The sequence below is a fragment of the Serratia sp. CY82433 genome (assembly GCF_052166535.1).
Lineage (GTDB): Bacteria > Pseudomonadota > Gammaproteobacteria > Enterobacterales > Enterobacteriaceae > Serratia > Serratia sarumanii.
This window is the reverse complement of record NZ_JBJNOR010000001.1, coordinates 2,000,897-2,019,169: the sequence shown is the minus strand read 5'-3', so window position 1 is coordinate 2,019,169 and position 18,273 is coordinate 2,000,897. Positions and strand designations below refer to the sequence as shown.

Genomic DNA, 18,273 nt, shown 5'->3' with positions numbered 1-18,273 from the left:
GGAGAATTATCCACGCGGCTTCCCAATAAATACTTCTTATCGAACCGTTTTGACTGCGGGGGAAATGATGTTCGGCTATCGCTCTGCATCGCCAAAAGTACGTCTTACAACCGACCGGATGGTGGTCCGTTTAGTGAATGAACGGGATGCCTACCGTCTGGCGGATTATTATGCCGAGAACCGAGCCTTTCTCAAACCCTGGGAGCCGGTGCGCGACGAAAGCCACTGTTATCCTTCCGGCTGGCAGGCGCGTCTGGGCATGATCACCGAAATGCAAAAGCAGGGCAGCGCCTACTATTTTATCCTGCTCGATCCAGAAGAGCAGGAAGTGCGCGGCGTGGCGAACTTCAGCAACGTGCTGCGCGGTTCGTTTCATGCCTGTTTCCTCGGCTATTCGCTGGGGGAAAAGTGGCAGGGGCAAGGGCTGATGTTCGAAGCCTTGCAGTCCGCCATCCGCTATATGCTGCGCCAACAGCGCATGCACCGCATCATGGCCAACTATATGCCACACAACCAGCGCAGCGGCGCATTGCTGACGCGTCTGGGATTCGAACGCGAAGGTTACGCCAAGGATTACCTGCTGATCGACGGCCAGTGGCAAGACCACGTTTTGACGGCATACACCAATAAAGAGTGGCTACCCCCACGTTGAGGCCAAACGATGAAATATGAATTGAACGCCAGAGAGGCTCGGGTTATCGGCTGCCTGTTGGAAAAACAGGTCACGACACCGGATCAATACCCGCTTTCGCTGAATGCCATTACGCTGGCATGCAACCAAAAAACCAACCGCGAACCGGTGATGGACCTGAGCGAAAGCGAAGTGCAGCAACTGCTCGATCTGTTGCTGCGCAAACATTTCCTGCGCACCCTCAGCGGGTTCGGCAATCGGGTGGTGAAGTACGAACAGCGGTTTTGCAACTCCGAGTTCGGCCAGCTGAAACTCTCGCCTGCCGAACTGGCGGTGATCGCCACCTTGCTGTTGCGCGGCGCGCAAACGCCGGGCGAGTTGCGCACCCGCACCAATCGGATGCACGAGTTCAGCGATGTCAGCGAGGTCGAACAGGTGCTGCAGCAACTGGCCACGCGCGAAGATGGCCCGTTCGTGGTGCGCCTGGCGCGTGAGCCGGGCAAGCGCGAAAGCCGGTTCATGCATCTGTTCAGCGGCCCGATTGATGAAGCGCCGCCGGCGGCGTTCGACGCTGAGGACGACGGCGAACTGAGCGCCAGAGTCAGCGCATTGGAAAGCGAAGTGGCGGAGCTGAAACGGCAGTTGCAACAGCTGTTGGCGAGGGATGCGAATGACTAAATTGCGTGTAGGCGTGGTGGGGTTGGGCAGTATCGCGCAGAAGGCGTATCTGCCAATCCTTGGCCAGGCGGCGGATTGGACGCTGGTGGGCGGTTTTTCGCCCAATCAGCAAAAAGCCCAGCCGCTGTGCGACAGCTACCGTATGGCCTGTTTCTCCCGTCTGGACAGCCTGGCCGAACAGTGCGATGCGGTCTTTGTTCACAGCAGCACCGCCAGCCATTTTTCGGTGATAGGCGAGCTGCTGAACCGCGGCGTGCACGTTTACGTCGATAAACCGCTGGCGGAGACGCTGGAGCAGGGCGAGCAACTGCTTGAGCAGGCCGAGCGGCGAGGCAAAACGCTGATGGTGGGGTTCAACCGCCGTTTCGCGCCGCTTTACCGGCAGCTCAAACAGCAAATGAACCAGCCGGCCTCCATTCGCATGGATAAACATCGGGCGGACAGCGTCGGCCCGCACGATCTGCGTTTTACCCTGTTGGATGATTACCTGCACGTGGTGGACACTGCGCTGTGGCTGGCGGGCGGGCGGGAGCAACTGCTGAGCGGCAGCCTGCGCGCCAACGCCGCCGGTGAAATGCTGTACGCCGAGCATCACTTCGCCTGCGGCGACACGCAGGTGACGACCAGTATGCATCGCCGCGGCGGCAGCCAGCGCGAAAGCGTGCAGGCGGTGACCGACGGCGCGCTGTATCAGTTGACCGATATGCGCCACTGGCTGCGTGAAGATGCGCAGGGCGAGTTGGAGCAGCCGGTGCCGGGCTGGCAAAGCACGCTGGTGCAACGCGGCTTCGACGGTGCGGTGCGGCATTTCCTTGATGCCGTCGCCAACCAGAGCGCGCCGGAAACCGGCGGCGAACAGGCGCTGGCCGCCCAGCGGGTGGTCGAGCGTTTGCTGCGGGATAACTCTATGTAACATATGGCGGTAGCTATTCTTTTCCGGATGCGTAAACTGAGCCGATTGTTTCACTGACGCCTGCTGTTGCAGGCGTTGATATTTACGGTACCTATCAGACAACCACATGAACCTACTCAAATCCTTGGCTGCCGTCAGCTCGATGACGATGTTTTCGCGGGTGTTGGGCTTTGCCCGCGATGCGATCGTCGCGCGCGTGTTCGGGGCTGGCATGGCAACGGACGCCTTTTTCGTGGCGTTCAAACTCCCGAATCTGTTACGCCGTATCTTTGCCGAAGGGGCGTTTTCGCAGGCCTTCGTGCCGATCCTGGCCGAATACAAGAGCCAGCAGGGTGAAGAGGCGACGCGCACTTTTATTGCCTACGTCTCCGGGCTGCTGACGCTGGTGCTGGCGGTGGTGACGGTGCTGGGGATGCTGGCCGCGCCCTGGGTTATTTACATTACTGCGCCGGGCTTTACCGATACGCCCGACAAGTTTGCCCTGACGTCGGCGCTGCTGCGCATCACCTTCCCCTATATTTTGTTGATCTCACTGGCGTCGCTGGTGGGGGCGATCCTCAATACCTGGAACCGCTTCTCGATCCCGGCTTTTGCGCCAACGCTGCTTAACGTCAGCATGATCGGTTTCGCGCTGTTCGCCGCTCCGTATTTCAACCCGCCGGTGCTGGCGCTGGCCTGGGCGGTGGTGGTGGGCGGCGTGCTGCAGCTGGGGTATCAGCTGCCGCATCTGCGCAAGATAGGCATGCTGGTGCTGCCGCGCCTCAAGCTGGGCGATGCCGGGGTCTGGCGAGTGATGCGCCAGATGGGGCCGGCGATCCTCGGGGTGTCGGTCAGCCAAATCTCGCTGATCATCAACACCATTTTCGCTTCGTTCCTGGTGTCCGGCTCGGTGTCCTGGATGTACTACGCCGACCGCCTGATGGAGTTTCCCTCCGGCGTGCTGGGCGTGGCGCTGGGCACCATCCTGCTGCCGTCGCTGGCCAAAAGCTTCTCGAGCGGCAACCACGACGAGTATTCGCGCCTGATGGATTGGGGGCTGCGTCTGTGCTTCCTGCTGGCGTTGCCGAGCGCCATCGCGCTCGGCATTTTGGCCAAGCCATTGACCGTTTCGCTGTTCCAGTACGGCAAGTTCAGCGCCTTTGACGCGGCGATGACGCAACGCGCGCTGGTGGCTTACTCGGTTGGGCTGATGGGGCTGATCGTGGTTAAAGTGCTGGCGCCGGGCTTCTATTCGCGGCAGGACATTAAAACGCCGGTCAAGATCGCCATCATCACGCTGATTATGACGCAGGTGATGAACCTGGCGTTTATTGGCCCGCTGAAGCATGCCGGCCTGGCGCTGTCGATCGGTTTGGCGGCCTGCCTGAACGCCTCGCTGCTGTATTGGCAACTGCGCAAGCAGAAGATTTTCCAGCCGCAGCCGGGTTGGGCGCTGTTCCTTACCAAGCTGGTGATCGCCGTGCTGGTGATGTCGGCGGTGCTGATTGGCGTGATGTGGCTGATGCCGGCCTGGGATCAGGGCAATATGCTGGAACGTTTGCTGCGTTTGGCTGCGGTGGTGGTGGCCGGTGTGGTGGCCTACTTTGGCGTGCTGGTAGGGTTGGGCTTCCGCCCGCGCGACTTTGCGCGCCGCGCCGCCTGAGCCGAAAGCAAGAACAAAAAAAGGTCGCCCAGGCGACCTTTTTGCTTTCCGCGCGGTGCGGTTTACATGCGTTCGACGGTTTCGATGCCCAGCGTATCCAGACCGGTTTTCAGCGTTTTCGAGGTCAGCAGCGCCAGCTTCAGGCGGCTCTGACGCGCTTCTTCGCTGTCGGCGTTCAGGATCTGGCAGTGCTCGTAGAAACCGGAGAACAAGCCGGCCAGATCGTACAGGTAGCTGCACATGACGTGAGGCGTGCCTTCACGCGCGACGGTGGTGAGCACCTCTTCGAACTGCAGCAGGCGGGTAGCCAGCGCAATTTCACGCTCTTCGGTCAGCGTCAGCGGCAGCGTCAGGCTGCTTTCGTCGATCCCGGCGCGCTTGAATACCGATGCCACGCGGGTATAGGCGTATTGCATATAAGGCGCGGTATTGCCTTCGAAGGCCAGCATGTTATCCCAGTCGAAGACATAGTCGGTGGTGCGGCTTTTCGACAGATCGGCGTATTTCACCGCGCCGATGCCGACCACGCGGGCCACGGTCTTCATTTCGTCTTGCGGCATGTCCGGGTTTTTGCCGGCGATCAGCTGTTCGGCGCGTTCGATGGCCTCATCCAGCAGATCGGAGAGCTTCACCGTACCGCCCGAGCGGGTTTTGAACGGCTTGCCGTCTTTGCCCAGCATCATGCCGAACATGTGGTGTTCCAGCGAGACGGACTCCGGCACGTAACCGGCCTTGCGCACGATGGTCCAGGCCTGCATCAGGTGCTGATGCTGACGGGAGTCGATGTAATACAGCACGCGATTGGCGCCCAGGGTTTCGTAGCGGTACTTGGCGCAGGCAATATCGGTGGTGGTGTAGAGATAGCCGCCATCCTTTTTCTGGATGATGACGCCCATCGGATCGCCGTCCTTGTTCTGGTATTCGTCGAGGAACACCACGGTGGCGCCTTCGCTTTCTACCGCCAGCCCTTTGGCTTTCAGATCGGCGACGATGCCCGGCAGCATCGCGTTATACAGGCTTTCGCCCATCACGTCGTCTTCGGTCAGCGTGACGTTCAGGCGGTTATAGGTCAGCTGGTTTTGCGCCATGGTGATGTCGACCAGCTTGCGCCACATTTTCAGGCAGTACTGATCGCCGCCCTGCAGCTTGACGACGTAAGCGCGCGCGCGCTCGGCGAACTCGGCGTCTTCGTCGTAATGCTTCTTGGCTTCGCGATAGAACTGTTCCAAATCGGACAGGCCCATGTCGCTGGCGTTTTCGTTCTGCATTTTTTCCAGGTAGGCAATCAGCATGCCGAACTGGGTGCCCCAGTCGCCGACGTGGTTGGCACGGATCACTTTATGGCCCAGAAACTCCTGGGTACGCGCCGCGGCGTCGCCGATGATGGTGGAGCGCAGATGGCCGACGTGCATTTCTTTCGCCACGTTCGGCGCGGAGTAGTCGATAACGATGGTTTGCGGCTCAACCGGCGCAATGCCCAGTTTCGGTGCGTTCAGCACCTGGTCGGCCTGGCGGGCGACCCAGTCGCTGTTCAGGAAAATGTTGATAAAGCCGGGACCGGCGATTTCCACTTTACCGGCGACGTCGCCGAGATCCAGCAGTTGCACCACTTTTTCCGCCAGCTGCCGGGGCGGCATGCCCAGCTTTTTGGCGACGGACATCACGCCGTTGGCCTGGTAATCACCAAACTGCGCCTTGGCGGAAGGGCGGACCTGCGCTTCGCAATCGGCTGGCGCGCCAGCGGCGATCAGCGCCTGGCTGACTTTATCTGAAAGAAGAACCTGAATATTCACCGGGTTACCTTAATGACGAACGAGGGGCTGAAGCCAGCCCCTGTGGGATTCAACGGTGGCGGGCGCGATGGGCGACCGCCACAAAACAGCCTGCAATTGTAACCGATCTGACGGAGTCCGTCAGCAGTTGGCGCGGCCGCTGCGATGAAACAGTTGTCGGGTGCGGCGCGTTGATTGCCGGAAGGTGAAAAGCGGAATGAGCTGAACAGAATGTACGGAGGGGAGAGTTGCGAAGCTAGCGCTTTTTATTGCGGCGACCGGCATCCAGCGTGTTGACGCTGCGTGATTTGAAATGACGGTAGATGGCGTATACGGCGATAATTATCAACACCAAGGATATCGTCAGCAATAACATAATGATCATCTCGAATTTAAATTTCCTCCAAAGTAGCCGAGTTGTCTTGGTGAATCAATTGTCTGGGGTTAAATTAAGATAATCCTTAGCTTTTAATCAATTAATGCGTTTTATTTTCTTTTTTTACAATGGGTTGTGATTGCGGATTTGTGCGACATTGATAAGTGAGTCGTTTTGATTAAACCCAGCGATTCAATCGGCTTGACCAATGGCCTGCAGAGGATTTTGTGCAAAATAACTTAAATCATAGCGTCATAAAGAAAAGGTATAATGTCTTGCGAAAAATCTTATTTTTTATTTTTCCGTTGATTTAATAAGCTGTCACCTTAATAAAAATCCGGCTTTTATTCTCCCTGTCCGCAACCAAAAATCATGTTGAACTGCCGCCGAAAAACCTCGCAACGCTGGCGAGCGCTGTCGCCAGCGTGTAAATTACGGCGTTTAACTTTGCGCCCCGTTGTTTTGAGGTTCCTATGACCACTCCCTTGCAGGCCATTGCCGAGCTTGACGATCTGAAGCTCGACCTGCCGCGTTTCGAACAGGCGTTGCACCAATTTGCCGCCAAATTGCGGCTTGATCTGTCCGCGTTTACCGCCGATCACATCTCACTGCGCTGTCACCAGAACGCTACCGCCGAGCGCTGGCGCCAGGGGCTGATGCAGTGCGGGACATTGCTGTCCGAATCGATGATCAACGGGCGGCCTATCTGTCTGTTCGACTTGTCTCAGCCGCTGGCCGTTGGGCCATGGCGGATAGACTGCATCGAACTGCCGTATCCGGGGGAGAAACGCTATCCGCACGAAGGCTGGGAACACGTCGAATTAGTGCTCAGTGGCGATCCGCAGACGCTGTACGCCCGGGCGTTGAGCCACCTGGCCGATGAAGCGTTGCTGGCGCCGGGGATCAAGCTGAAGCAAAGCTCGCCAAAGGGCGAGGGCGAACGGCTGCCGAACCCGACGCTGGCCATCACCGATGGAACGGTCACGATCAAGTTTCATCCTTATTCCATTCGAGACATCGTCGCCAGCGAACAAGGTTAGCCAGGCAGTGCCGCACAGGCTCGCGCCATGCGATCGAGCGCTTCATCGAGCAGGGCCCATCGGCAACCAAAGTTAAGCCGCACAAAGCGCCGATCGCCAAAGTCCAAACCGGCGCTTAGCCCAACGCCCGCACGTTCGAAGAACTGATGCGGGTTATCCACCGGCAACGCGCTGCAGTCTATCCAGGCCAGGTAAGTGGCCTCGACAGGCAGCAACGTCAATCCCGGCATGGCGTTGATACGCTTTATCAGCCGATCGCGATTGGCGCGCAGATAAATCAACTGCTCATCCAGCCAGGGTTGTCCGTATTGATAAGCCGCCTGCGCCGCCACCAGCGCCAACAGATTGACCTCCGGCACGATACCGCTGCGCGCGCGTTTCAGCTTTTGTCGCAGCGCTTCGTTGGGAACGATCGCCAGTGAAGCGCCCAGTCCGGCGAGATTAAACGTTTTTGACGGCGACATCAGCGTCACGCTGCGTTGGGCCGCATCGTCATTCAGGGTGGCGAAAGGGATATGCCGCACGCCGGGCTCAAGCAGCAGTTCGCAGTGGATCTCATCGGAACAGACGATTAAATCGTGTTCGCGAGCGAACTGATGGTGCTGCAACAGCTCATCCCGGCGATAAACGGTGCCACCGGGGTTCTGCGGGTTGCACAGCAACAGGAGTTTCTCGTTGCCACTCAGCCGATCATGCAGCGAGGAAAAATCCAGCACCCAGCGTTGGCCGGTCGCCTTCAGCGGCACCGCGAGGTGCTCGCGCCCGGCGAATTTGGCCGCTTTGCGAAACGGCGGATAAATGGGAGAGGGGGCCAGCGTGCTCTGATGTCCTTCGGTGCAGGCGCGCACGCACAAATTCAGGCCGCACACCAGCCCAGGCAGGAAAATGATCCATTCGGGCTTGATGTGCCAGCCGTAGCGCTCTACCATGCGGCGGGTAAAAACCTCAATAAGATCAGGGGATGGGTGGGTGTAGCCGAATACGCCGTGCGCCACGCGCCGCTGCAAGGCTTCGATCACCGCCGGTGGTGAGGTGAAATCGCTGTCGGCGACCCAAAGCGGGATGATGTCGCTGCCGCGATATTTATCCCACTTAACGCTGTCACTGTGACTGCGGTCTACCCATTGATCAAAATTGAATGCCATAGTTACAACCCTGAGCCGGTTTATGCCTAAGCATGAGCCTACGTGAGAAATGAAGAAATGAACAATTGCCGCCGTATGTTGGCCGTTATCTGGGGGTGACAATGATAAAACTGGAAGTTTGTTGCTTTAGCGTCGACTGTGCGCTGACGGCCGAACGGGCGGGCGCCGATCGCATTGAGTTGTGCGCCAGCCAGAGCGAGGGGGGATTGACGCCGAGCTATGGCACGCTGCGTCTGGCGCGCGAGCGGGTTTCGATCCCGGTGCATCCGATCGTTCGCCCTCGCGGTGGCGATTTCTGCTACGGCGCGGTGGATTTCGAGGTGATCAAACAGGATCTCCGCCAGATCCGCGAGATGGGGTTCCCCGGCGTAGTGGTTGGCATGCTGGACGAAGAAGGGCACATCGATCTGCCGCGCATGCGCGAAGTGATGAGGCTGTGCGAGGGCATGGCGGTGACGTTCCATCGCGCGTTCGATATGTGCCAGAACCCGATGGTGGCGTTGGAGCAACTGAGCGAGCTGGGCGTGGCGCGCATTCTGACCTCCGGCCAGCAGCAGAGCGCCGAGCTGGGCCTGCCGTTGCTGCGCGATTTGCGCCAGGCCAGTCAGGGCCCGGTAATCATGGCGGGTGCCGGCGTGCGCCTCAGCAATCTGCACAAGTTTGTCGATATTGGCCTGCATGAACTGCACAGCTCTTCCGGTCACCTGGTGCCGTCGACCATGCGTTACCGCAAGGCGGGCGTCACCATGTGTTCTGATAACGAGTTTGACGAATTTAGCCATTATTGCGTGGATGGCGAAATGGTGGAGGCGATGAAAAACGCGCTGGCCTTGGTTGATCCCCTGGCGCAAAGCGCATAAACACGCAGCTAACCGCGTTTGACAACCGGTTTCCGGGCCGTAAGACCCCTTTGCGTGTCACTGAGCCCTCGGCGATCACGCAAGTACCAGGCCCCGGCGTTTTGCCGGGGCTTTTTTTATGTCTTGCGAAGACGCGGTGCCCGTTTCACGCTGTTTCTCTGTCGCACTGCCCCCCATCTCTTCTTGCGCTCATCATGCCCTGCTGATAAGTTTGTGAGTTAAAATCCTTTAAATATCATAATATTAAATGATTTTTTGGTATGCATTTTCGTGGTGAATGATTTGCGCTCTGCCGCTCATCGCCACGTCTGCATTTTCATACCCGTTCATCGCCGGCCTATGGCCGGAACATCACAGCATTAATGAGGAGAGCCGTCGATGCAGCCGCGGAGCGCGTTGGCGGCGGACTTAACAAGGAGATAACGATAATGACCCGAACGGCACACTGTTTGACCGCTGCGCTTTTGCTGACCTTGACCCTGAGCGGGTGCCAGACCGCCAAGCGGCCTGTTTCTACATTAAGTAAGCCGCCCAGCGCAGAAGACATTGCGGAACAAGACAAGCGGCAGCGTGAAGCCGAGCGTATACAGCAGTGCCAGCGCGAGTTGGATGCCATGCGCGGCATGGATAACGAAAAATACCAAAAATTCAAACGTGAATTCGATACCTTGATGGGCGGCGCCGCGCAGTATGCCGGGGTACGCCAGCGGGTCAACACGGGCACGCAGGAAACCGTCGACGCCCTGTATCGTTATCGCACCAGCCGTCTGTGCGCAGACATCAGTTCTGCCATGATGACCGGCCTGGCTGAGCGCGGAGAGCGCGCCCAATGACCCCTCGTGCGAGAAAGGCATTACTGAGCCTGATGATACCGCTGGCGTTTGCGCCAGCGATGGCCGCAGCGGATGACGATGTGCCGGCATTACTGCAGTTCGCCGAGCGCTACCAGCGGCAGGACGCACCGGCAGCTGACGCCGCGGTTACTCCCTCCCGGGAAACCCAAAAGTCGGCGCCCCGGCCGGTTCAACCGCGTGAAACGAGCTCGCAGAGAAAGCAACTGGCGCAGTTGCAAAAGACGCTGCGCGAGAAAGAGGCTCGATTGGAGCAACAGCAAACCGCTATTCAATCACTGCAGCAGGAGCTGACCGCGTTGCGGGTTGCGTCGTCCCTGACGACTGCCGATAAACCGACAGCTGCTCCCGATCTGAGCGCGTTGAGCGACTTCGCCAGCGGCGTGCGACGGGCGCTGAACCTGACGCCGCAGGAGCGCAAGGCTCAGGCGCAGATCGCCGAGGCGCAGGCAGCGTTAGCGCAGGAAAAACAACAAACCGAGGAGCGCGATCGGCGTATCGCCTTGCTGGAACAACGGCTGGCGGCGTTGCCTGAACAGGCGGATAGCGCCTGGCAGGAGAAACTGACGGCGGCGCAGACCGCCAACGACAAAGCGCGCCAGCGTTATGAGCAGGACAAACAAGCGGCCGCCGCTGAGCTGGCGCAACAGAAGGCGGAAGCCGCCAAGGCGACGGGAGAACTTCAGCAGCAGCTGGCAATGCGGCAGAAAGAGCTGGATGAACAACGCCAACAGGCTGAGCGGCAAGAGAAAAGCCTGAAAACGGCACTGGAACAGCAAAAGGCCGAAGTCGCCAAGGCGACGGGTGAACTTCAGCAACAGCTGGCACTGCGGCAGAAAGAGCTGGATGAACAACGGCAACAGGCCGAGCGGCAAGAGAAAAGCCTGAAAACGGCGCTGGAACAGCAAAAGGCCGAAGCCGTCAAGGCGACGGGAGAACTTCAGCATCAGCTGGCGCAGCTACAGGAAAAAAACAAGACGCAAACCGAGCAGGCGAAGGCATTGGCGCAGCGGCTGGCAACGGCGGTGGCGGAAAGCGAAAAATCAACGCTGCAACTGGCGAGAACGACGGAGCAGGCGAAAAAAAACGCATTGGCGCTAGCGGACGCCAACCAAACGCAGCAGGCATTGCGTGAGGAGCTGGATGGGCTGCGCTCTCGCGCCAAATGGCTGCCGGATGCGCAGGCGCTCGAGAAAAAGCCGGCGCAACAGAGCTATGCTGCCGGTGTCGCTTTGGGGCGCGATATTCAAACGATGCTGGCGGAGCGTAAAAATTGGGGCATCAATCCCGATAAAACCGTGCTGCTGGCGGGCGTGATCGATACCTTCAACGGCCATTACCAGCTAAGCGATGCGCAGTTGACCCGTGCGCTGGCGGAGTCGGAAAAAGCGGTGAACGACGCCCGGAACCAGGCTGCGAAGGTGCAAACCAGCAAGGGCGAGGCGTTCGTCACCGAGTTTAAAAAGAAAAAGGGCACGCAGAAGTCGCCTTCCGGTTTCTGGTATCGCATCGATTATGCGGGTGATGAAGCCATTAAGGAAAACGCGCGGGTGGACATCGTGGTGAAGGAAAGTTTAACCGACGGCAGCGTGATTCAGGATATGGATCGCAGTGGGAAGGTGATGTCACAGCCGCTCTCTGCCTATCCGCCGTTGTTCCGCGAGGCGATCGGCCATCTGAAAAATCATGGTTCGCTGACGATGGTGGTGCCGCCGGCGTTGGCGTACGGTGAAACGGGCTATGCGCCGCAGATCCCGCCGAACGCGACCATGGTGTATGAGCTGCGGATTGTCGATGTCAACAACGGGTAACGTCGGGCCGGCCCAGGCCGGCCCGATTAGCGAGCGCTAGGGCTTTTTGGCGGTCAGCACGGCGCGCAGGGGCGCCGGATAGCCTTCGATCGTTTTGCTGCGATCGTTCGGATCGAGGAATTCGGCCAGTGATTCGCTGGTCATCCAGTCGGTGCGGCGCTGCTCTTCGAGGCTGGTGACGCACATATCGGCGATCTTCACGTCGACGAAGCCGCACTTCTCCAACCAGCATTTCAGCGCCTCGGCGGAAGGGATGAAATACACGTTACGCATCTGCGCATAACGATCGCCCGGCACCAGCACCTGGTGGCGATCGCCTTCCACCACCAGCGTTTCCAGCACCAGTTCACCTTCAGCCACCAGCTGGTTTTTCAGCTGATACAGATGATCGAGCGGCGAGCGGCGGTGATACAGCACCCCCATCGAGAACACGGTGTCGAATGCCGCCAATTCCGGCAACTGCTCGATGCCGAGCGGCAGCAGGTGGGCGCGCTGATCGCCGCCTAATAGCTTGCGCACCGCTTCGAACTGACACAGGAACAGCTGCATCGGATCGATGCCGACGGCGAGGTGTGCGCCGGCGCCAATCATGCGCCACAGGTGATAACCGCTGCCGCAGCCGACGTCGAGAATGGTGCGGCCGGCCAGTGGAGAAATGTGCGGCAGCACGCGATCCCACTTCCAGTCGGAATGCCATTCGGTATCGATATCGATGCCATACAGCGAGAAGGGCCCTTTACGCCATGGCATCAGGGTGCGCAGCATTTTCTCGATGCCTTCAAGCTGGCCCGGCGACAGGCCCGGCTCCATCTCGGCGCGCACGCCGTGCAGCAGATCGAGGCGGGTTGGGGTCAGCGTCGGCAAATGCTCGACCGAGTTGAACCACTGTTTGAATTTGCCGTGCAGCGATTCGCGTTGCCAGGCGCTCAGCTGCGCAGGCAGCGTGTCCAGCCAATGGCTGAGGGGGCTTTTGGCGATGCGTTGATAGAAATCACCGAACTCGATCATTGCGCATCCCCCGCTTTCAGGGCGATCAGCGAACCGAAGTTGAAGCATTGGAACCACACTTCGGCATGCTCGAACCCGGCCTGTTGCAGGCGCGCCTTGTGCGCTTCCACCGAGTCGGTGAGCATCACGTTTTCCAGCATGCTGCGTTTTTGGCTGATCTCCAGCTCGCTGTACCCGTTGGCGCGTTTGAAATCGTGGTGCATGTTGAACAGCAGCTCGCCGACTTCAGTGTCCTCAAAGCTGAACTTCTCCGACAGCACCAGTGCGCCGCCCGGGCGCAGGCCACGATAGATTTTCTCCAGCAGACGCAGGCGATCGGCCGGTTCGAGGAACTGCAGCGTAAAGTTCAGTACCACCATCGAGGCGTTCTCGATCTCGATGTCGCGAATGTCGGCTTCGATGACATCGACCGGCGTGTCGGCGCGGAAGGCATCGATATGGCGGCGGCAACGTTCCACCATCGCCGGCGAATTGTCGACGGCGACGATATTGCAGCCGGGCACCTTGATATTCCGCCGCATCGACAGCGTCGCCGCACCCAGCGAGCAGCCCAGGTCATACACCCGGCTGTCGGGTTGCACAAAGCGCTCGGCCAGCATGCCGATCATCGAGATGATGTTGGAATAGCCGGGAACGGAGCGTTGGATCATGTCGGGGAACACTTCGGCGACGCGTTCGTCAAAGGTCCAGTCGCCCAGTTTGGCGATGGGGGCGGAAAAAAGGGTATCGCGGTTTGGCATAGCGGCAAATCAGTTCAGAATTCGAAGCTGCGTAGTCTAACAGAAAAGCGCAAAAAAGCGGAGCGGAAGCAGGCGGCGCGGCCGCCTGATGATAAAACGAGATCAGTGCAGGCTGAAAATCAGATCCCAGGGCAGATAGAAGATATTTGCCAGAACCATCAACAACAAAGAGATATAGGTCGCGGCCATGCCCGAACGGCGCCAGCGAACCTCGCGGTTGCGCAAACCGTAGTAATGCACCAGTCGCCCGGCCATCAGCATCAGGCCGCAAAGGTGAATCATCCAGATTTCCGCGCCGTTCATTTCCATAATCACCAGCAAGACGGCAGCAATCGGAATGTATTCAACGGCGTTGCCATGCACGCGGATGGCGGTCTGCAATTCGTAGAAACCGCCGTCGCCATAGGCTACGCGGTACTGCATCCTTAATCTGACTACGTCATAAGAGAGTTTGATCAACAACAATGCGCCGAGCACCACATAAAGCGCGCTTACCATTTTTAACTCCGTTCCCTAACCAAAACTGGCAGCCAGCATCATAGCCGTCATTGTATTCACTGTCGCGGGGAAATATTTGATGTTATTGGTCAGATTAATAGGTCAAAACAGTGCATCTTGTTCTGGCCAGTCCGGCGGCGCAGGCAAATCGGGGATCGCCAGCCGTAGCTGCTGCCAAATTTTTTGCGCTTGCTGGGGCGAATCGCCGTTGTCCGGCGTATGAATAAACAGATAGGGCTGATGCTGTTGCTGCCACAGCGGCAGTTTTTGCTGCCAGGCCTCGAACCAGCGCAGGTTGTCGGCCAATTGGTCACCGCCGATAAAGCGCACCAGCGGTTGGTCGGCGGTGACCAGAGCGTGCACCGGCAGCTTCGGCTTTTTCTGCTGGGCATCGCGCACGGCGGCGGTGTTGGGGGCGGCGTGATGCACCGGGCGGCTGTCGAGGATCACTCGATTGATGCCGCGCTGGTGCAATCCCTGATTCAGCGCACGCTCTTCCTCGCCCTTGGCGAAAAACGCCGGATGACGCACTTCTACGCCGTAGGTGAATTCCTTCGGCAGGCTTGCGAAGAACTGCCACATGCGCGGCAGCTCATCGGGGCCGAAGGCGGCGGGCAACTGCAGCCACAGTTGGCCGATGCGTTGATGCACCGGGCTCAGGCAGTGGTAAAACGCCTGCAGCTCGGCGGCGCAGTTGCGCAGGGCGGCCTTGTGGCTGATGTCCGACGGGAATTTGAAGCAGAAGCGAAAATCGTCACCGGTCATGTCGCGCCAGCGCTGCACGATTTCCAGCTTCGGCAGCGCGTAGAAGGTGGTATTGCCTTCCACGCAGTTGAAATAGCGGCTGTAATCCGCCAAATCACGCAGCCCGATGCGATTCCAGGCTGCATGTTGCCATTGCGGCAGTCCGATATAGATCACGGCGTCGTCTTCCTTTACTTGTCCTTGGCTTATCAGGCTACAACTTAACGTTACCGCTCGAGCGCGGCAAGAATTTCGCCGGTGTCGCGCACCCGCGCCAAACGCGGGAAGATGTGTTCGAACGCGAAACGGTGCATTTCCGCGTTCTGCGCGCTGCAGACATCTTCGGCGATCACCAGCTCATAGCCATGCTCCCAGGCGGCGCGGGCGGTGGATTCCACGCCGATATTGGTGGATATGCCGCCCAATACCACGGATTTGATGCCGCGGCGGCGCAGCTGCAAATCCAGATCGGTGCCGTAGAAGGCGCCCCATTGGCGCTTGGTGACCAGAATATCGCTGTCGCAGACCGCCAGCGGCGCGGGGAATTCCCACCAACTGGCCGGCAAGCCGCCGGCGGGCGCGGGAGCCGGCTTGTCCACCGGCTGTTTCAGCGCTTCGGCGAAGGAGTCTGACCAGCCGACGCGCACCAGCAGCACCGGCGCGCCCAGCAGACGAAAACGGGCGGCCAGCAGGGCGGCGTTCGCCACCACCTGGTCGGCGCTGTGCGGGCCGCCGGCGTAGGGCAGAATGCCGTTTTGCAAATCGATCAGCACCAGAGCGGTGGTTTGGGCGTCAAGTTTCAGCATGGATTTCATCTCGTTGCGAAGTGGATAGAAACTGTTCGGCGCGCCGGGCGAGCTGCGTTCGGCGCAAAACCGGGGGAGATTCAGGCTACGTGAAAAAACTGTCGCAGGTTAATGGGAAATTTGTTAACCGATGTGTTGATTCGAGCAAAAACGCGCCATTTAGTGCAGTAACAATGCTGTGTTCGCACTTATCGGGCGGATGAATTTCCTTTATAATGACCCCCTTTTTTCAACACTCTTTAATCCAACGACCTATGCCGATTTATGAATATGCATGTGGTGCTTGCAACCATCGGTTAGAGAAATTGCAAAAATTTTCCGATGCGCCGCTGGCAGACTGCCCGGCGTGTGGGCAGCCCGCGTTGACCAAGTTGATTTCATCCTCCGGTTTCCAGCTTAAGGGCACCGGCTGGTATGCGACGGATTTTAAACCGGGTAACAAGTAGAATTTATCAGATAACAGCCGCGCGACAGGGGCGCAGTAGCCCGGCGCGGCATCGGCTGTGTAAAAGGATAGCGTATGCGTACTGAATATTGCGGGCAGTTGAATCTGTCCCACGTGGGCCAGGAAGTCACTCTGTGTGGTTGGGTCAATCGTCGTCGCGATCTCGGCGGCCTGATCTTTATTGATATGCGCGACCGCGAAGGCATCGTGCAGGTGTTCTTCGATCCGGACCAGAAAGTGGCGTTCGACAAGGCCTACGACCTGCGCAATGAGTTCTGCATCCAGATCGTCGGCACCGTGCGTGCGCGTCCGGACAGCCAGATCAATAATGATATGGCCACCGGCGAAGTGGAAGTGTTCGCCCACGCGCTGGAGATCATCAACCGCTCCGAGCCGCTGCCGCTGGACTCCAATCAGGTCAACAGCGAAGAAGCGCGCCTGAAATACCGCTACCTGGATCTGCGCCGCCCGGAAATGGCCGAGCGTCTGAAGACCCGCGCCAAAATCACCAGCTTCGTGCGCCGCTTCATGGACAGCCACGGCTTCCTCGATATCGAAACGCCGATGCTGACCAAGGCGACGCCGGAAGGCGCCCGCGATTACCTGGTGCCGAGCCGTGTGCACAAGGGCAAATTCTACGCGCTGCCGCAGTCCCCGCAGCTGTTCAAACAGCTGCTGATGATGTCCGGCTTCGATCGTTACTACCAGATCGTCAAATGCTTCCGTGACGAAGACCTGCGTGCGGACCGTCAGCCTGAATTCACCCAGATCGACGTCGAAACCTCTTTCATGACCGCCGATCAGGTACGTGAAGTGATGGAGAAACTGGCGCGCGAACTGTGGCTGGACGTGAAGGGCGTGGATCTGGGCGATTTCCCGGTCATGACCTTCGCCGAAGCGATGCGTCGCTTTGGCTCCGACAAGCCGGACCTGCGTAACCCGCTGGAGCTGGTGGACGTGGCCGACCTGGTCAAGGACGTCGAGTTTAAAGTGTTCTCCGGCCCGGCCAACGACGCCAAAGGCCGCGTGGCGGCGATCCGCGTACCGGGCGGCGCGCAGCTGACCCGCAAGCAGATCGACGAGTACGGCGCTTTCGTCAATATCTACGGCGCCAAAGGCCTGGCGTGGCTGAAGGTCAACGACCGCGCCGCCGGCATGGAAGGCGTGCAGAGCCCGATCGCCAAATTCCTCAGCGCGGACGTGCTGGAAGGCATCCTGGCGCGCACCGACGCGCAGACCGGCGATATCCTGTTCTTCGGCGCCGACAGCGTCAAGATTGTCACCGATGCGATGGGCGCGCTTCGTCTGAAGCTGGGGCGCGATCTGGCGCTGACCCAACTCGACAGCTGGGCACCGCTGTGGGTGGTTGACTTCCCGATGTTCGAAGAAGACGAAGAGGGCGGCCTGGCGGCCATGCACCACCCGTTCACCTCGCCGCGCGACATGAGCCCGGAAGAGCTGGCGGCAGCGCCGGTCAACGCCATCGCCAACGCCTATGACATGGTGATCAACGGTTACGAAGTGGGCGGCGGTTCTGTGCGTATCCACCGTAGCGAAATGCAGCAGACGGTGTTCAGCATTCTGGGCATTAACGAACACGAACAGCGCGAGAAGTTCGGCTTCCTGCTGGACGCGCTGAAGTACGGTACGCCGCCGCACGCCGGCCTGGCCTTCGGCCTGGATCGTCTGGTGATGCTGTTGACCGGCACCGACAACATCCGCGACGTCATCGCCTTCCCGAAAACCACCGCGGCGGCCTGTCTGATGACCGACGCGCCGAGCTTCGCCAACCCGGCTGCGCTGCAGGAGCTGGCGATCAGCGTGGTAAAGAAAGCCGGTGCGGAACAAGAGAGCGAGTGATGAGTTACAAGCGCCCTGAATCTATCCTGGTAGTGATTTACGCGAAATCCAGTGGTCGGGTGCTGATGTTACAGCGGCGCGACGATACCGAGTTCTGGCAGTCGGTCACCGGCAGCCTGGAACAGGATGAGTCGCCGCCGCATGCCGCGCGGCGTGAAGTCATGGAAGAGGTCGGCATCGATATCGAAGCAGAGCATCTGCCGTTGTTCGATTGCCAACGCTGCGTGGAGTTTGAACTCTTTGTCCATTTGCGGCATCGCTATGCGCCGGGAACCACGCGCAATAAAGAGCACTGGTTCTGTCTGGCGTTGCCCGAGGAGCGCGATCCGGTGATTACCGAGCATCACGCTTACCAATGGCTTGAGGCGGCCGAGGCCGTGAAGTTGACCAAGTCGTGGAGCAATCAGCAGGCGATTGAAGAGTTCGTGATCAATTCAGTCCAGTAGTTTTTTT

At 59.1% G+C, this 18,273-nt stretch carries 18 protein-coding genes; 11 read left to right on the top strand and 7 right to left on the bottom strand.

Going from position 1 to position 18,273, the window contains the following annotated elements; genetic code table 11:
- Positions 1 to 67: 67 nt before the first annotated feature.
- The 4 genes from rimJ to murJ all read left to right on the top strand — a co-directional run bounded on the left by rimJ (position 68) and on the right by murJ (position 3,864).
- Positions 68 to 652, top strand: a complete 585-nt coding sequence (gene rimJ / locus ACJ8PI_RS09800; RefSeq protein ID WP_033638511.1) for a ribosomal protein S5-alanine N-acetyltransferase — start codon at positions 68 to 70, stop codon at positions 650 to 652.
- 9 nt (positions 653 to 661) lie between these two features.
- Positions 662 to 1,309, top strand: coding sequence for a YceH family protein (locus ACJ8PI_RS09795; protein WP_049232802.1), 648 nt, complete (start codon positions 662 to 664; stop codon positions 1,307 to 1,309).
- Positions 1,302 to 2,222: a Gfo/Idh/MocA family protein gene (locus ACJ8PI_RS09790; protein WP_041035483.1), complete on the top strand. Its 921-nt coding sequence runs from the start codon at positions 1,302 to 1,304 to the stop codon at positions 2,220 to 2,222. Before ACJ8PI_RS09795 ends, ACJ8PI_RS09790 begins: the two co-directional genes overlap by 8 nt.
- Before the next feature lie 106 nt (positions 2,223 to 2,328).
- Positions 2,329 to 3,864 (top strand): murein biosynthesis integral membrane protein MurJ, encoded by a 1,536-nt coding sequence (gene murJ / locus ACJ8PI_RS09785; RefSeq protein ID WP_033654412.1) that lies wholly within the window; start codon positions 2,329 to 2,331, stop codon positions 3,862 to 3,864.
- A 62-nt stretch (positions 3,865 to 3,926) separates the two neighbouring features.
- Here murJ and argS read toward each other — a convergent pair whose 3' ends face one another.
- Positions 3,927 to 5,657, bottom strand: a complete 1,731-nt coding sequence (gene argS / locus ACJ8PI_RS09780) for an arginine--tRNA ligase (protein ID WP_033634864.1) — start codon at positions 5,655 to 5,657, stop codon at positions 3,927 to 3,929.
- A gap of 828 nt (positions 5,658 to 6,485) precedes the next feature.
- Here argS and ACJ8PI_RS09775 point away from each other — a divergent pair.
- Positions 6,486 to 7,052 (top strand): VOC family protein, encoded by a 567-nt coding sequence (locus tag ACJ8PI_RS09775; protein ID WP_033647652.1) that lies wholly within the window; start codon positions 6,486 to 6,488, stop codon positions 7,050 to 7,052.
- Here ACJ8PI_RS09775 and ACJ8PI_RS09770 read toward each other — a convergent pair.
- A complete protein-coding gene (locus ACJ8PI_RS09770; RefSeq protein WP_041035479.1) occupies positions 7,049 to 8,197 on the bottom strand; it encodes a MalY/PatB family protein in 1,149 nt (382 codons plus the stop codon). The genes ACJ8PI_RS09775 and ACJ8PI_RS09770 overlap by 4 nt on opposite strands.
- Positions 8,198 to 8,298: 101 nt before the next feature.
- Between ACJ8PI_RS09770 and cutC the strand changes: the two genes are divergently transcribed.
- The 3 genes from cutC to ACJ8PI_RS09755 all read left to right on the top strand — a co-directional run bounded on the left by cutC (position 8,299) and on the right by ACJ8PI_RS09755 (position 11,719).
- Positions 8,299 to 9,057, top strand: a complete 759-nt coding sequence (gene cutC / locus ACJ8PI_RS09765) for a copper homeostasis protein CutC (RefSeq protein WP_033634860.1) — start codon at positions 8,299 to 8,301, stop codon at positions 9,055 to 9,057.
- A 428-nt stretch (positions 9,058 to 9,485) separates the two neighbouring features.
- On the top strand, positions 9,486 to 9,890 hold the full coding sequence (locus ACJ8PI_RS09760; protein ID WP_033654407.1) for a hypothetical protein: 405 nt from the start codon (positions 9,486 to 9,488) through the stop codon (positions 9,888 to 9,890).
- Entirely contained in the window at positions 9,887 to 11,719 is a 1,833-nt protein-coding gene (locus ACJ8PI_RS09755) for an FKBP-type peptidyl-prolyl cis-trans isomerase N-terminal domain-containing protein (RefSeq protein ID WP_060438573.1), read from the top strand. Before ACJ8PI_RS09760 ends, ACJ8PI_RS09755 begins: the two co-directional genes overlap by 4 nt.
- Positions 11,720 to 11,755: 36 nt before the next feature.
- Here the strand turns inward: ACJ8PI_RS09755 and cmoB are convergent, their stop codons facing one another.
- The 5 genes from cmoB to ACJ8PI_RS09730 all read right to left on the bottom strand — a co-directional run bounded on the left by cmoB (position 11,756) and on the right by ACJ8PI_RS09730 (position 15,515).
- Positions 11,756 to 12,727 (bottom strand): tRNA 5-methoxyuridine(34)/uridine 5-oxyacetic acid(34) synthase CmoB, encoded by a 972-nt coding sequence (gene cmoB, locus ACJ8PI_RS09750; protein WP_041035475.1) that lies wholly within the window; start codon positions 12,725 to 12,727, stop codon positions 11,756 to 11,758.
- Entirely contained in the window at positions 12,724 to 13,467 is a 744-nt protein-coding gene (gene cmoA, locus ACJ8PI_RS09745; protein WP_060438574.1) for a carboxy-S-adenosyl-L-methionine synthase CmoA, read from the bottom strand. The genes cmoB and cmoA overlap by 4 nt, the downstream gene beginning before the upstream one ends.
- A 102-nt stretch (positions 13,468 to 13,569) precedes the next feature.
- Complete coding sequence (locus ACJ8PI_RS09740; protein ID WP_004932387.1) at positions 13,570 to 13,965, bottom strand: MAPEG family protein; 396 nt, start codon at positions 13,963 to 13,965, stop codon at positions 13,570 to 13,572.
- Positions 13,966 to 14,067: 102 nt separating this feature from the next.
- On the bottom strand, positions 14,068 to 14,883 hold the full coding sequence (locus ACJ8PI_RS09735; protein ID WP_086581081.1) for a DUF72 domain-containing protein: 816 nt from the start codon (positions 14,881 to 14,883) through the stop codon (positions 14,068 to 14,070).
- Positions 14,884 to 14,936: 53 nt separating this feature from the next.
- On the bottom strand, positions 14,937 to 15,515 hold the full coding sequence (locus ACJ8PI_RS09730; RefSeq protein WP_033648128.1) for a hydrolase: 579 nt from the start codon (positions 15,513 to 15,515) through the stop codon (positions 14,937 to 14,939).
- Between the two features lie 215 nt (positions 15,516 to 15,730).
- On the opposite strand from ACJ8PI_RS09730, the gene ACJ8PI_RS09725 reads away from it, so the two are divergent.
- The 3 genes from ACJ8PI_RS09725 (at position 15,731) to nudB (ending at position 18,266) form a co-directional block, all read left to right on the top strand.
- The gene (locus tag ACJ8PI_RS09725) at positions 15,731 to 15,961 is read left to right on the top strand and encodes an FmdB family zinc ribbon protein (RefSeq protein WP_320204121.1); all 231 of its coding nucleotides are present in this window, start codon (positions 15,731 to 15,733) and stop codon (positions 15,959 to 15,961) included.
- Positions 15,962 to 16,035: 74 nt separating this feature from the next.
- On the top strand, positions 16,036 to 17,820 hold the full coding sequence (aspS, locus tag ACJ8PI_RS09720) for an aspartate--tRNA ligase (protein ID WP_164134368.1): 1,785 nt from the start codon (positions 16,036 to 16,038) through the stop codon (positions 17,818 to 17,820).
- A complete protein-coding gene (gene nudB, locus ACJ8PI_RS09715; RefSeq protein ID WP_004932373.1) occupies positions 17,820 to 18,266 on the top strand; it encodes a dihydroneopterin triphosphate diphosphatase in 447 nt (148 codons plus the stop codon). The genes aspS and nudB overlap by 1 nt, the downstream gene beginning before the upstream one ends.
- Positions 18,267 to 18,273: the final 7 nt, after the last annotated feature.

What these genes read in the sequence shown, in the direction of transcription:
- rimJ (WP_033638511.1), top strand. Translation starts at nt 68, where the DNA reads ATGTTCGGCTATCGCTCTGCATCGCCAAAAGTACGTCTTACAACCGAC.
- ACJ8PI_RS09755 (WP_060438573.1), top strand. Translation starts at nt 9,887, where the DNA reads ATGACCCCTCGTGCGAGAAAGGCATTACTGAGCCTGATGATACCGCTG.
- nudB (WP_004932373.1), top strand. Translation starts at nt 17,820, where the DNA reads ATGAGTTACAAGCGCCCTGAATCTATCCTGGTAGTGATTTACGCGAAA.
- cutC (WP_033634860.1), top strand. Translation starts at nt 8,299, where the DNA reads ATGATAAAACTGGAAGTTTGTTGCTTTAGCGTCGACTGTGCGCTGACG.
- ACJ8PI_RS09795 (WP_049232802.1), top strand. Translation starts at nt 662, where the DNA reads ATGAAATATGAATTGAACGCCAGAGAGGCTCGGGTTATCGGCTGCCTG.
- ACJ8PI_RS09740 (WP_004932387.1), bottom strand. Translation starts at nt 13,965, where the DNA reads ATGGTAAGCGCGCTTTATGTGGTGCTCGGCGCATTGTTGTTGATCAAA.
- ACJ8PI_RS09725 (WP_320204121.1), top strand. Translation starts at nt 15,731, where the DNA reads ATGACCCCCTTTTTTCAACACTCTTTAATCCAACGACCTATGCCGATT.
- ACJ8PI_RS09760 (WP_033654407.1), top strand. Translation starts at nt 9,486, where the DNA reads ATGACCCGAACGGCACACTGTTTGACCGCTGCGCTTTTGCTGACCTTG.
- ACJ8PI_RS09730 (WP_033648128.1), bottom strand. Translation starts at nt 15,515, where the DNA reads ATGCTGAAACTTGACGCCCAAACCACCGCTCTGGTGCTGATCGATTTG.
- murJ (WP_033654412.1), top strand. Translation starts at nt 2,329, where the DNA reads ATGAACCTACTCAAATCCTTGGCTGCCGTCAGCTCGATGACGATGTTT.
- ACJ8PI_RS09790 (WP_041035483.1), top strand. Translation starts at nt 1,302, where the DNA reads ATGACTAAATTGCGTGTAGGCGTGGTGGGGTTGGGCAGTATCGCGCAG.
- ACJ8PI_RS09770 (WP_041035479.1), bottom strand. Translation starts at nt 8,197, where the DNA reads ATGGCATTCAATTTTGATCAATGGGTAGACCGCAGTCACAGTGACAGC.
- cmoA (WP_060438574.1), bottom strand. Translation starts at nt 13,467, where the DNA reads ATGCCAAACCGCGATACCCTTTTTTCCGCCCCCATCGCCAAACTGGGC.
- cmoB (WP_041035475.1), bottom strand. Translation starts at nt 12,727, where the DNA reads ATGATCGAGTTCGGTGATTTCTATCAACGCATCGCCAAAAGCCCCCTC.
- aspS (WP_164134368.1), top strand. Translation starts at nt 16,036, where the DNA reads ATGCGTACTGAATATTGCGGGCAGTTGAATCTGTCCCACGTGGGCCAG.
- ACJ8PI_RS09775 (WP_033647652.1), top strand. Translation starts at nt 6,486, where the DNA reads ATGACCACTCCCTTGCAGGCCATTGCCGAGCTTGACGATCTGAAGCTC.